We start from the raw sequence: 12838 nt of genomic DNA on the forward strand, positions 1-12838 counted from the left end.
TCTCCTAGTCATCATCTAGGAGATTTTTTAGTAATTTCAAAAAGACAAACTCGATGTTGAGCTTGTCTTTAAATTTTCTTATTAGAATAATCCAAGAACAGTTCCATCACTTTCAACATCCATGTTGAGAGCGGCAGGTCGTTTTGGAAGTCCAGGCATAGTCATAACGTCACCAGTAAGGGCAACGATAAAGCCTGCACCCAGTTTTGGTACTAATTCACGAATAGTAATTTCAAAGTTTTCAGGTGCACCAAGAGCATTTGGATTATCTGAGAAACTGTATTGAGTTTTCGCCATACAGATTGGCAATTTGTCCCAACCGTTTTGTACGATTTGTGCGATTTGAGTTTGAGCTTTCTTCTCAAAATTTACTTTGCTTCCACGATAGATTTCAGTGACAATCTTTTCAATCTTTTCTTGTACTGAAAGGTCATTGTCATACAAACGTTTGTAGTTAGCTGGGTTTTCATCAATTGTTTTGACAAGAGTTTCAGCAAGAGCCACTCCACCTTCTGCTCCATCAGCCCATACGCTAGCTAATTCGACTGGTACGTCGATTGAAGCACAAAGTTCTTTCAAAGCTGCGATTTCCGCTTCTGTATCTGATACAAATTCATTGATTGCAACAACTGCTGGAATACCGAACTTGCGAATATTTTCAACGTGGCGTTTTAAGTTTGCAAATCCAGCACGAACTGCTTCTACATTCTCTTCTGTCAAAGCATCCTTAGCAACTCCACCATTCATCTTAAGAGCACGAAGGGTTGCAACGATAACTACTGCATCTGGCGCAGTTGGCAAGTTTGGAGTTTTGATATCGAGGAATTTCTCTGCACCAAGGTCTGCACCAAAACCTGCTTCTGTTACTGTGTAATCTGCCAAATGGAGGGCTGTAGTTGTAGCCAAGACAGAGTTACATCCGTGTGCGATATTGGCAAATGGACCACCATGTACAAAGGCAGGTGTACCATAGATTGTTTGAACCAAGTTTGGTTTGATAGCATCTTTCAAAATCAATGCCAAGGCACCTTCAACCTGTAGATCACCCACTGAAACAGGTGTACGGTCATAACGGTAACCAATGACGATATTGGCCAAACGACGTTTCAAATCTTCAATATCAGTTGACAAGCAAAGGATGGCCATGATCTCTGAAGCAACAGTGATATCAAATCCATCTTCACGTGGAATACCGTTAAGAGGACCACCGAGGCCGACTGTTACGTGACGAAGAGCGCGATCGTTCAAGTCCACTACACGTTTCCAAAGAATACGGCGTTGGTCGATACCTAGCTCATTTCCTTGATGCAAGTGATTGTCAATCAAGGCAGAAAGAGCATTGTTTGCTGTTGTAATAGCATGCATATCACCAGTAAAGTGAAGGTTGATATCTTCCATTGGTAAAACTTGCGCATAACCACCACCAGCAGCACCACCTTTAATCCCCATAACAGGACCAAGAGAAGGTTCGCGGATGGCAATCATAGTTTTCTTACCAAGCTTGTTCAAAGCATCAGCAAGACCGATGGTAATGGTTGATTTCCCTTCACCTGCTGGAGTTGGGTTGATGGCTGTTACCAGGATCAATTTACCGACTGGATTGGTTTCAACTTCACGAATCTTATCAAAGCTTAGTTTAGCCTTGTACTTTCCATACAACTCCAAATCATCGTATGAAATACCAAGTTTCTCAACGACATCAACAATCGGTTTTAACTCAATACTCTGTGCAATTTCAATATCTGTTTTCATAAAAAACTCCTATAGCCTCTAATGTGTTAATTCATTATATCATAAAACAAGATTTTTAACAGTCATTATGATTAGTAACGTTCGTGAATATCGCTAAATAACAGACTTTCTTTATCTCTATCTAAATTTTTATATGCCTTTATAGATTTTAACTATGGATTAACATCCTATTTCCGACCCTTGTTATATCACTTTCATTTTACTTAATGATCATTTTTTTGTACAATAGTTCTATGAAAATTTTAGTTACTTCTGGTGGTACTAGCGAAGCAATTGATAGTGTTCGTTCAATAACCAACCACTCTTCTGGTAGACTAGGTAAGATTATCACCGAAACTCTTCTAGAGGCTGGTCATGAAGTTTGTTTGATTACCACTCTTCAAGCAGTTAAGCCAGTTAGTCATCCAAACTTGACCATCATCGAAATTAAAAATACAGTTGATTTGCTACAAGTCATGAAAGATAAGGTAATGGATTACCAGGTATTAATCCATTCTATGGCTGTATCAGATTACACTCCTGTCTATATGACTGGATTTGGTGAGGTTAAAGCTAGTCAAGATTTAACAGAGTTTTTAGATAAGAAAAATCAGGAAACCAAAATCTCATCTAAGGAAGACGTCCAGGTTCTATTTCTCAAGAAGAATCCAAAAATCATATCTCTTGTTAAAGAATGGAATCCTAAGATTCACCTGATAGGATTTAAATTACTGGTTGATGTCAGTCAGGAACATCTGATTCAAGTTGCTCAGGAAAGTCTTGAAAAGAGCCAAGCTGATTTAATTGTCGCAAACGACCTTACTCAGATTAGTAGCGACCAACATAAGGCTTACTTAGTTGAAAAAAATTCTTTCCAAACTGCTATGAGTAAACAAGAAATTGCTGATTTACTTCTCGAGAAAATCAAAAGCTATGACTAAAAGAAAGGAATATTATGGCCCGTATTACACTCGCTATTACTGGATCTATTGCCGCATATAAGACAGTTGACCTAGTTAGTTCTTTGAAAAAACAGGGGCATTCTGTTACTGTTCTTATGACTCAGGCAGCAACAGCATTTATTCAGCCATTAACTTTACAAGTACTATCACAAAATACTGTACATCTCGATGTCATGCAGGAACCTTTTCCAGATCAAGTGAATCACATTCAAATAGGAAAAGAAACAGATTTATTTATCGTAGTTCCTGCGACAGCCAATACAATTGCTAAATTAGCTCACGGGTTTGCTGACAATATGGTGACTGCTACTGCTCTTGCTTTGCCACACTTTGTACCCAAACTATTGGCTCCAGCTATGAACACAAAGATGTATGACCACCCTGCGACCCAAGCTAATCTTAAAACTTTAGAAGATTATGGTTATACAATTATTTCTCCTAAAGATTCGCTACTGGCCTGTGGTGATATCGGTCGTGGCGCTCTCGCTGATTTTGAAAGAATTTTACAACAAATAAAGGATAAACTTCATGAACAAACGCTCTAATATTGCTCCAATCGCTATCTTTTTTGCCAGTATGATTGTCATTCATTTACTGAGTTCAATCCTATTTAACGTACTGCCCTTTCCTATTAAACCAACTATCGTCCACATTCCAGTAATTATTGCAAGTATTATCTATGGACCAAGAATTGGCGCAACATTAGGTTTCTTAATGGGAATGATTAGCTTGACTGTAAATACTCTCACAATTCTTCCAACCAGCTATCTCTTCTCACCTTTTGTACCTAATGGTAACCTATATTCAGTTGTGATTGCAATTGTCCCACGTATCTTGATCGGTTTGACACCTTATTTCGTTTATAAACTGCTAAAGGGAAAAGCCGGACTCATCTTCGCAGGTGCACTTGGCTCACTGACTAATACAGTATTTGTCTTAGGTGGTATCTTCTTCCTCTTTGGTAATGTTTTTGATGGAAATATTCAAAAACTATTAGCGACTGTTATCTCTACAAATTCGATAGCAGAATTAATCATCTCTGCTCTCTTGACCCTCATTATCGTTCCAAGACTTGAAAAAATAAAACAATAAAAACTGTATCAATAGATACAGTCTTTTTTTATTTATTACTGGGCTAAACGAGCTTCTTCTAAAATCTTTTCAATCTTAGTAGTCAACAAGTCAATCGCTACAGTATTGGTTACTCCTTCAGGAATTACAATATCAGCGTAACGTTTTGTAGGTTCAATGAATTGATGATACATAGGTTTTACTACACCTAGATATTGATTAATAACGCTATCCAAACTACGACCACGCTCTTCCATATCCCGTTTAATACGTCGGATGATACGGACATCATCATCAGTATCTACAAAAATCTTAATATCCATCAAATCACGAAGGCGTTTGTCTTCTAGAACTAAGATTCCTTCTACAATAAAGACGTCTTGAGGTTCTTGACGATAGGTTTTCGAGCTTCTTGTATGGGCAGCATAATCATAGGTAGGAATATCAACAGGACGCCCCGCCAACAATTCCTTAATTTGCTCAATCATCAAGTCAGTATCAAAAGCAAAAGGATGGTCATAATTAGTTTTGATTCGTTCTTCAAAGGTTAAATGTGATTGATCTTTATAGTAGGAATCATGCTCAATCATAGAGATTTTCTCATTTGGAAAATGTGACAAGATAGCCTTCGAAACACTGGTTTTTCCTCCACCAGATCCCCCTGTTACTCCGATAATGATTGGTCTGTTTTGCATAGTTGCCTCCGTATTTTTCCTTTGTCTATTTTACCATATTTTTAGAAAATTTTACAGGATGACTTTTCAAATTAGAGTACAAAAAACCTTGTAGTTTAGTTCTACAAGGTTTTAATGTTTTTAATCAAAGTTAACGTATTCTTTAGAAAGTTCAAGAACTTCTTCCATTGTTGAACATTCAGTAAGAGCACGGTTAGCGTATTCTTGCATCTTAGCTGTGTCAAGTTTCTTCATCAAGCTACGTGTACGAAGTACTGAAGTAGCTGACATAGAGAACTCATCCAAGCCCATTCCAACAAGAAGTGGAACAGCTGTTTGGTCACCAGCCATCTCACCACACATACCAGCCCATTTACCTTTAGCGTGAGCTGCTTTGATCACGTTATTGATCAAACGAAGAATTGATGGGTTATATGGTTGGTAAAGGTATGAAACTTGTTCGTTCATACGGTCAGCAGCCATTGTGTATTGGATAAGGTCGTTTGTACCAATTGAGAAGAAATCAACTTCTTTAGCAAATTGATCCGCAAGCATCGCTGCAGCTGGTATTTCAATCATGATACCAACTTGGATATCATCTGCAACAGCAACGCCTTCAGCAACCAATTTTGCTTTTTCTTCTTCAAGAATAGCTTTTGCAGTACGGAACTCTTTCAACAAAGCAACCATTGGGAACATGATACGCAATTTACCGTGAACAGATGCACGAAGCAAGGCACGCAATTGTGTACGGAACATTTGGTTACCAGTTTCAGAAATAGAGATACGCAAAGCACGGTAACCCAAGAATGGGTTCATTTCTTTAGGAAGATCGAAATAAGGAAGTTCTTTATCCCCACCGATATCCATTGTACGAACGACAACAGGTTTACCGTTCATACCTTCAAGAACTGCTTTGTAAGCTTCGTATTGGTCGTCTTCCGTTGGGAAATCTTGAGAATCCATGTACAAGAATTCTGTACGATAAAGACCAACAGCTTCAGCACCATTTTCGTTCACACCTTCAACGTCTTTAGGTGTACCGATATTAGCTGCTAACTCAAAGTGTTTACCATCAGCAGTAACAGTTTTAGCATCTTTCAAAAGAGCCCATTCAGCTTTTTGTTTAGCGTAAGCTTCACCAGCTGCTTTGAATTCTGCAATCTGTTCTTCACTTGGGTTGATAACCACTTCACCTGAAATACCTGAAACAGCTAAAATGTCACCATCTTTTACAAGTTCAGTGATGTTGTTTGTACCCAATACAGCAGCAATTTCAAGTGTACGAGCCATGATAGCTGAGTGACTTGTACGTCCACCAATGTTTGTTACAAAAGCTTTTACAAAATTTTTGTCCAATTGAGCAGTATCAGACGGAGTCAAGTCATGTGCGATCACAATCACTTCTTCATTGATTGAAGCTGGGTTTGGCAGTTTCTTGCCAAGAAGATTTGCCAAAACACGTTTGGTAACGTCGCGAATATCCGCTGCACGCTCCTGCATGTATGGGTTGTCTTCCATGCCTTCAAAGATTGTGATAAACATGTCTGTAACTTCTTTCAGACCTGCTTCTGCATTTACTTTCTTAGCACGAATTGTTTCTTTAATCTGACCGATCAATTCAGGGTCAGCAAGAACCATCAAGTGAGCGTCAAATACTTGCGCCGCTTCTTCACCAAGCGTACCTACAGCCTTCTCGCGGATAAGAGAAAGCTCGTTTTGAGAAGCTTCAAGAGCAACATCCAAACGAGCCTCTTCTGCATTTGTATCTTCGACAGTAATAGTTTCGAAAGATAAATCCGGTTGAACGAGTAGATATGCTTTGGCAACGGCAACACCATCAGATGCTGCAATTCCTTTAAGCATTTCTGTCATTTTCTTATGCCAATCCTTCTTTTTCCATTGTTTCTGAGATAGCAGCAATAGCGTCATCAGCGTCTGCACCTTCAGCAGTAATTGTAACGTCAGCACCTTGACCAACACCAAGGCTCATAACACCCATGATAGATTTAAGGTTAACTGATTTACCTTTGTACTCAAGAGTAATATCTGAAGCAAATTTGCTAGCAGTTTGTACCAACAATGTTGCTGGACGTGCGTGAATACCTGTTTCTGCCACTACGTGGAAATCTTTAGAAGCCATAATTTGACTCTCCTTTAAATGTTTTCTTTTTGAGTTATATCTGATAACCCTTACAATTTGGTATTATATCACCTTCTAGGATTTTTTTCAAGTATTTTATGGGATTTCTTCTTTTTCCTTTCAGATAACTTGCTGAAAATCTTCTATTTTATGTATCAAAATACATCATGTAGTTTTTTATAGTTTTAACATTTAGAAAACGCTGTTATTTATGGGTTTTATTTTTTTGTAATCACTACATATTGTGTTTTGACATCTATCATCGAAAAAAAATCTACAATATTTAGTTTTTCTTCGTTGACAAAGATTTTTTTTCTGATATACTTAAGAAGTAATTAAATTTTTGAAAGAGGAGTTACAGAATGGTAACCGTTTATTCTAAAAATAATTGTGTTCAATGTAAAATGACCAAACGTTTCTTAGATAGTAACAATATCGCTTATCGCGAAATCAATCTTGACGAACAACCTGAATTTATTGAACAAGTTAAAGAGCTTGGCTTTAGCGCTGCTCCTATCATTCAAACACCAACTGAAGTTTTCTCTGGTTTCCAACCAGCAAAACTTAAAAAACTTGCTTAAGTATCAGGATTAAAAGCTTCTATGTAAATCTTAGAAGCCTTTCTTTTGTAATGAAATAAAGGGAATTTTATGGGATTAAAACAACTTGAGGATGTAACATACTTCCGTCTAAATAATGAAATTAACCGTCCTGTTAACGGACAAATCATGCTCCACAAAGATAAAGAAGCTCTGAATGCTTTCTTTAAAGAGAACGTTGTACCAAATTCTATGGTATTTAATTCTATCACTGATAAAATTGATTACCTTATTAAACACGACTACATAGAAACAGCGTTTATCAAAAAATATCGTCCTGAATTCTTAGAAGAGCTTTATCAATTTATTAAAGATCAAAACTTCCAGTTTAAGTCTTTCATGGCTGCATACAAGTTTTACAATCAATACGCCTTGAAAACTAACGATGGAGAGTATTACCTTGAAAGTATGGAAGACCGTGTCTTCTTCAACGCTCTTTATTTTGCTGATGGTGACGAAGCTATCGCAATTGATATTGCCAATGAAATCATCCACCAACGCTACCAGCCTGCTACACCTTCATTCTTGAATGCAGGTCGTGCACGTCGTGGTGAATTGGTATCATGTTTCTTGATTCAGGTAACAGATGATATGAACTCTATCGGACGTTCTATCAACTCAGCTCTTCAACTTTCACGTATCGGTGGTGGTGTGGGAATTTCCCTCAGCAACCTTCGTGAAGCTGGGGCTCCAATCAAAGGATATGAAGGTGCAGCCTCTGGTGTCGTACCAGTTATGAAGCTTTTCGAAGACAGCTTCTCTTACTCAAATCAATTGGGTCAACGTCAAGGTGCTGGGGTTGTTTACCTCAACGTCTTCCACCCAGACATTATCGCTTTCCTTTCTACTAAGAAAGAAAATGCTGATGAAAAAGTTCGTGTAAAAACTCTCTCACTTGGTGTTGTGGTACCAGATAAATTCTACGAATTAGCACGTAAGAATGAGGAAATGTACCTCTTTAGTCCTTATTCTGTAGAAAAAGAGTATGGAGTACCTTTCAACTATATCGATATCACAGAAAAATACGATGAATTGGTGGCAAATCCAAACATTCGTAAAACAAAGATCAAGGCGCGTGATTTGGAAACTGAAATTTCTAAATTGCAACAAGAATCTGGCTATCCTTATGTAGTCAATATCGATACTGCTAATCGCGCAAATCCTGTTGATGGTAAGATTATCATGAGTAACTTGTGTTCAGAGATTCTCCAAATCCAAGAACCAAGTTTGATCAACGATGCGCAAGAATTCCTTAAAATGGGTACTGACGTTTCATGTAACCTTGGTTCAACAAACGTGGTCAACATGATGACGTCACCTGACTTTGGTCGCTCTATCCGAGCTATGGTACGTGCTTTGACTTTCGTTACAGATAGTTCTCATATCGTCGCTGTTCCTACTATCGACCACGGAAACAGCCAAGCTCATACATTTGGACTTGGAGCTATGGGACTTCACAGCTATCTTGCTCAACAATTGATCGAATACGGATCTCCTGAGTCTGTTGAATTTACAAGTATCTACTTTATGCTTTTGAATTACTGGACCTTGGTAGAATCAAACAATATCGCGCGTGAACGTGGCGTCACCTTCCACAACTTTGAAAAATCAGACTATGCAAATGGAAGCTACTTTGATAAATACACAAGTGGAGAATTTGTTCCAAAATCTGATCGTGTTAAAGAACTCTTTGAAGGAATCTTTATCCCGTCTACAGCTGATTGGGCTGAACTTCGTGATAAAGTTAAAGCAGATGGACTTTACCACCAAAACCGTCTTGCTGTAGCACCAAATGGTTCTATCAGCTACATCAATGACGTGTCTGCTTCTATCCACCCAATCACTCAACGTATCGAAGAACGTCAAGAGAAGAAAATTGGTAAGATCTACTATCCTGCTGCAGGATTATCAACAGATACCATCCCTTACTACACTTCTGCCTATGACATGGATATGCGTAAAGTAATTGATGTTTATGCTGCTGCTACTGAACATGTAGATCAAGGACTTTCACTCACACTCTTCATGCGTAGTGATATCCCAACAGGTCTTTATGAATGGAAGAAAGAGAACAAACAAACAACACGTGACCTCTCTATCCTTCGTAACTACGCCTTTAACAAGGGAATCAAGTCTATCTACTATGTTCGTACCTACACAGATGACGGCGGTGAAGTTGGTGCTAACCAATGTGAAAGCTGTGTGATTTAAAATCTCACTAGAATCTTGCTTGCAAAGATAAGGTAACATCAAAAAGTCGGTACTCCGACTTTTTGTGCGGTAACCCAATCACACAAGGCTAGAACATTCATCACTATTTTAATAAAATCAAAAGAAAGAGATTTGTAATGGAAACTTACTACAAAGCCATTAACTGGAATGCCATCGAAGATGTCATCGATAAATCAACATGGGAAAAACTAACCGAACAATTTTGGTTGGATACACGTATTCCCTTGTCTAATGACTTAGATGACTGGAGAAAGTTATCAAATCAAGAAAAAGACTTAGTAGGAAAAGTCTTTGGTGGTTTGACACTTTTGGATACCATGCAGTCTGAAACTGGGGTAAATGCGCTCCGTGCTGATATCCGTACTCCTCACGAAGAAGCTGTTTTTAACAACATTCAATTTATGGAATCTGTTCACGCTAAGTCTTATTCTTCAATCTTTTCAACTTTAAATACCAAATCTGAAATTGAAGAAATTTTTGAGTGGACTGATACAAACCCATATCTACAGAAAAAAGCACAAATCATCAACGAAATTTACCTCAATGGTACTCCACTTGAAAAGAAAGTAGCCAGTGTATTCCTTGAAACCTTCCTCTTCTATTCAGGTTTCTTTACACCACTCTACTATCTTGGAAACAACAAACTGGCTAACGTTGCTGAAATCATCAAACTTATTATTCGTGACGAATCTGTTCACGGAACATACATTGGTTATAAATTCCAACTTGGTTTCAACGAATTACCAGAAGAAGAGCAAGAAAAATTAAAAGACTGGATGTACGACCTCCTCTACACTCTTTATGAAAATGAAGAAGGTTATACAGAGAGTTTATATGATGGTGTTGGTTGGACTGAAGAGGTTAAAACTTTCCTTCGCTACAACGCCAATAAAGCCCTTATGAACCTAGGTCAAGATCCCCTCTTCCCTGACTCAGCTGACGATGTAAACCCAATTGTTATGAACGGGATTTCAACTGGTACATCAAACCACGACTTCTTCTCTCAAGTTGGTAACGGATATCTACTTGGTGAAGTTGAAGCTATGCAGGACGATGATTATAACTACGGATTAGACTAATTAAAAAATATAAAAACATCTGAGTTAAAAACAAACACAGATGTTTTTTGTTTTTGTTTAGTTTTGTTTTCTTTAAGTTGCTTAGATGTTTAAAATATGATAAAATGATAGTGGATATGGGGGTGATTCAATGCTAAAACAAGAAAAACTAGATGTGATTTTAGAGATTGTCAATACAAGAGGAACCATCACAGTCAAAGAAATAATGAATCGTTTAGATATTTCTGATATGACTGCTCGACGTTATCTACAAGAATTAGCTGACAAGGATCTACTTGTTCGAGTGCATGGAGGTGCTGAAAAGCTTCGTTCTGGTTCTCTATTAGCAAATGAACGCTCGAATGTCGAAAAACAAGGTCTTCAGATTGCTGAAAAACAAGAAATCGCAAAATTTGCTGGTCATTTAGTCGAAGAAAGAGAAACAATTTTTATCGGTCCAGGTACTACTCTCGAGTTCTTTGCTCGTGAACTTCCTATAGATAATATTCGTGTGGTAACAAATAGCCTTCCCGTTTTCATTATCTTGAATGAACGAAAACTGACTGATTTAATTTTGATTGGTGGAAATTATCGAGAAATCACTGGTGCCTTTGTCGGAACCTTAACGCTCCAAGATATCGAAAGCCTTCAATTCTCTAAAGCTTTTGTTAGTTGCAATGGTATAAAAGATCAAGCTATCGCTACTTTTAGCGAAGATGAAGGCGAAGTCCAAAAGTTAGCATTAAATAATGCTAATAAAAAGATTCTTCTTGCTGACCATAGTAAATTTAATAAGTTTGATTTTTATACTTTCTATAATATCGCTGATATTGATACAATTATTTCAGACTCAAAACTTAGCCAAGAAACCCTAAAAACTTTGTCAAAACAAACAAAAATTATTAAGTCGACACCTTAAAAAGTCTCACCAATGGTGAGACTTTTTTATCGTTACATCTACTCAATAAGGCCAGTTTCAGCTAGTTTTTTGTACCAATGAGCTGATTTCTTAGGATAACGTTCTTGTGTATCGAAATCAACGTAGAAGAGTCCGTAACGTTTTTCATAACCATTAGACCATGAGAAGACGTCCATCAATGACCAAATGAAGTATCCTTTTACGTTTGCACCATCGGCAATCGCATCAGACAATACTTCCAAGTGTTGTTTCACATAATCAATACGGCCATCATCGTAAACCGTATTGTCCACAAATTCATCTTTGTATCCAAGTCCGTTTTCAGTGATGTAGATCTTCTTGTAGTTTGGATAATCTTTCTTGACACGCATGATTTGATCATACAAACCTTGAGGGTAGATGATCCAGTCCCAATCAGTACGAGGTACATAGTCAGGAGCTACACGACGTCCAACACCTTTGATTTGGTATTTAGAGCTTCCTTTTTCCCCTTTACCATTGTGGATGATTTCAGTTTCACCATCAAAGGCTTCCATCCAGTCACTCATGTAGTAATTGATCCCAAGAAAGTCATTCAGGTCTTTTGCAGCTTCAAGTGCCGCAAAATCTTCGTCACGAAGATCCAAGCTACCGCCATTGACAGATAAGATGTGATTAACACCTTCCATGGTTGCATCTGAATAGTGTCCAAGGTAAGTAGCATCCAAGATAAATTTGTTGTGGATGATATCTTCCAACTCAGCAGCCCGAACGTCTGCAGGATTTTTAGGATCCAATGGATACTTAGTTGGAAGGGCGTGAACAACCCCGATTTCACCTTTATAACCTTTGTCTTTGTACAATTTCACAGCACGTGCATGAGAAATCATCATATTGTGGTGAGATTGGAAGACTTTGGCAAGGTCATATTGAATACCTGGTGGGAATTTACCGACCAAGTATTGACCATCACCAATTGGGCCAATTTCATTGAAGGTTGTCCAATAGTTGACTTCTGGGAATTCTTCGAAACAGAAGGCAGCGTAATCAACGAAATAGTCCATATTCTCACGATTCAAGAAATCTCCATTTGAGTGAAGAGCTTCTGGTGTATCAAAGTGATGGAGGGTTACAAAAGGTTCTACATGACGTTTATGACATTCTGCAAATAACTTATGATAGAATTCTACCCCTTTTGGATTGACTTCACCATAACCAGTTGGGAAAATACGTGACCAAGCAATAGAAATACGAATTCCGTTTACGCCATATTCTTCAGCCAACTGTAAGTCTACTGGATATTTATGGTAGAAATCACTTGCTGGTTCTGCTGTATACCAATAGTTATCAGCTAAGTATTTGTCCCAAGCAACTGGTCCTTTTCCGTCAGTATGGGTAGCTCCTTCTGCTTGATAGGCAGCCGTTGCTCCACCAAAAATAAAATCTTTAGGAAGTGTTTTTGTCATTTTT

12 protein-coding genes are annotated in these 12838 nt (G+C 38.0%); 7 read left to right on the forward strand and 5 right to left on the reverse strand.

Annotated features, from left to right (window positions below; all coding sequences use genetic code 11):
• Positions 1-81: 81 nt before the first annotated feature.
• Positions 82-1752, reverse strand: coding sequence for a formate--tetrahydrofolate ligase (locus tag QM810_RS02010; protein WP_414253680.1), 1671 nt, complete (start codon positions 1750-1752; stop codon positions 82-84).
• A gap of 233 nt (positions 1753-1985) precedes the next feature.
• On the opposite strand from QM810_RS02010, the gene coaB reads away from it, so the two are divergent.
• The 3 genes from coaB to QM810_RS02025 are packed head-to-tail and all read left to right on the forward strand — an operon-like array spanning position 1986 to position 3785.
• Positions 1986-2672, forward strand: a complete 687-nt coding sequence (gene coaB / locus QM810_RS02015) for a phosphopantothenate--cysteine ligase (protein ID WP_414253681.1) — start codon at positions 1986-1988, stop codon at positions 2670-2672.
• 14 nt (positions 2673-2686) lie between these two features.
• Positions 2687-3238 (forward strand): phosphopantothenoylcysteine decarboxylase, encoded by a 552-nt coding sequence (coaC, locus tag QM810_RS02020; protein WP_414253682.1) that lies wholly within the window; start codon positions 2687-2689, stop codon positions 3236-3238.
• Positions 3222-3785 carry an ECF transporter S component gene (locus QM810_RS02025; protein WP_045614921.1) on the forward strand — a complete coding sequence of 188 codons (564 nt, stop codon included), beginning with the start codon at positions 3222-3224 and terminating at the stop codon, positions 3783-3785. The genes coaC and QM810_RS02025 overlap by 17 nt, the downstream gene beginning before the upstream one ends.
• Before the next feature lie 35 nt (positions 3786-3820).
• On the opposite strand, the gene udk is transcribed toward QM810_RS02025, so the two are convergent.
• The 3 genes from udk to QM810_RS02040 all read right to left on the reverse strand — a co-directional run bounded on the left by udk (position 3821) and on the right by QM810_RS02040 (position 6581).
• Positions 3821-4459, reverse strand: coding sequence for a uridine kinase (udk, locus tag QM810_RS02030; RefSeq protein WP_414253683.1), 639 nt, complete (start codon positions 4457-4459; stop codon positions 3821-3823).
• 120 nt (positions 4460-4579) lie between these two features.
• Positions 4580-6313: a phosphoenolpyruvate--protein phosphotransferase gene (ptsP, locus tag QM810_RS02035; RefSeq protein WP_414253684.1), complete on the reverse strand. Its 1734-nt coding sequence runs from the start codon at positions 6311-6313 to the stop codon at positions 4580-4582.
• Positions 6314-6317: 4 nt separating this feature from the next.
• Positions 6318-6581: a phosphocarrier protein HPr gene (locus QM810_RS02040; protein WP_000146952.1), complete on the reverse strand. Its 264-nt coding sequence runs from the start codon at positions 6579-6581 to the stop codon at positions 6318-6320.
• A gap of 362 nt (positions 6582-6943) precedes the next feature.
• Here QM810_RS02040 and nrdH point away from each other — a divergent pair, with 362 nt between their 5' ends.
• The 4 genes from nrdH (at position 6944) to QM810_RS02060 (ending at position 11389) form a co-directional block, all read left to right on the forward strand.
• Positions 6944-7162 (forward strand): glutaredoxin-like protein NrdH, encoded by a 219-nt coding sequence (gene nrdH / locus QM810_RS02045; protein ID WP_006145603.1) that lies wholly within the window; start codon positions 6944-6946, stop codon positions 7160-7162.
• A gap of 69 nt (positions 7163-7231) precedes the next feature.
• Positions 7232-9391 (forward strand): class 1b ribonucleoside-diphosphate reductase subunit alpha, encoded by a 2160-nt coding sequence (gene nrdE / locus QM810_RS02050; protein ID WP_414253685.1) that lies wholly within the window; start codon positions 7232-7234, stop codon positions 9389-9391.
• 137 nt (positions 9392-9528) lie between these two features.
• Positions 9529-10491 (forward strand): class 1b ribonucleoside-diphosphate reductase subunit beta, encoded by a 963-nt coding sequence (gene nrdF, locus QM810_RS02055; RefSeq protein WP_006151169.1) that lies wholly within the window; start codon positions 9529-9531, stop codon positions 10489-10491.
• Between the two features lie 130 nt (positions 10492-10621).
• Complete coding sequence (locus QM810_RS02060; protein WP_414253686.1) at positions 10622-11389, forward strand: DeoR/GlpR family DNA-binding transcription regulator; 768 nt, start codon at positions 10622-10624, stop codon at positions 11387-11389.
• Between the two features lie 38 nt (positions 11390-11427).
• Here the strand turns inward: QM810_RS02060 and lacG are convergent, their stop codons facing one another.
• A complete protein-coding gene (lacG, locus tag QM810_RS02065) occupies positions 11428-12834 on the reverse strand; it encodes a 6-phospho-beta-galactosidase (protein WP_414253687.1) in 1407 nt (468 codons plus the stop codon).
• Between the last annotated feature and the right edge of the window lie 4 nt (positions 12835-12838).

This window comes from Streptococcus infantis (assembly GCF_047464155.1).
GTDB lineage: Bacteria > Bacillota > Bacilli > Lactobacillales > Streptococcaceae > Streptococcus > Streptococcus infantis_U.

What these genes read in the sequence shown, in the direction of transcription:
- nrdE (WP_414253685.1), top strand. Translation starts at nt 7,232, where the DNA reads ATGGGATTAAAACAACTTGAGGATGTAACATACTTCCGTCTAAATAAT.
- QM810_RS02040 (WP_000146952.1), bottom strand. Translation starts at nt 6,581, where the DNA reads ATGGCTTCTAAAGATTTCCACGTAGTGGCAGAAACAGGTATTCACGCA.
- QM810_RS02025 (WP_045614921.1), top strand. Translation starts at nt 3,222, where the DNA reads ATGAACAAACGCTCTAATATTGCTCCAATCGCTATCTTTTTTGCCAGT.
- QM810_RS02060 (WP_414253686.1), top strand. Translation starts at nt 10,622, where the DNA reads ATGCTAAAACAAGAAAAACTAGATGTGATTTTAGAGATTGTCAATACA.
- udk (WP_414253683.1), bottom strand. Translation starts at nt 4,459, where the DNA reads ATGCAAAACAGACCAATCATTATCGGAGTAACAGGGGGATCTGGTGGA.
- coaC (WP_414253682.1), top strand. Translation starts at nt 2,687, where the DNA reads ATGGCCCGTATTACACTCGCTATTACTGGATCTATTGCCGCATATAAG.
- QM810_RS02010 (WP_414253680.1), bottom strand. Translation starts at nt 1,752, where the DNA reads ATGAAAACAGATATTGAAATTGCACAGAGTATTGAGTTAAAACCGATT.
- nrdF (WP_006151169.1), top strand. Translation starts at nt 9,529, where the DNA reads ATGGAAACTTACTACAAAGCCATTAACTGGAATGCCATCGAAGATGTC.
- coaB (WP_414253681.1), top strand. Translation starts at nt 1,986, where the DNA reads ATGAAAATTTTAGTTACTTCTGGTGGTACTAGCGAAGCAATTGATAGT.
- ptsP (WP_414253684.1), bottom strand. Translation starts at nt 6,313, where the DNA reads ATGACAGAAATGCTTAAAGGAATTGCAGCATCTGATGGTGTTGCCGTT.
- nrdH (WP_006145603.1), top strand. Translation starts at nt 6,944, where the DNA reads ATGGTAACCGTTTATTCTAAAAATAATTGTGTTCAATGTAAAATGACC.
- lacG (WP_414253687.1), bottom strand. Translation starts at nt 12,834, where the DNA reads ATGACAAAAACACTTCCTAAAGATTTTATTTTTGGTGGAGCAACGGCT.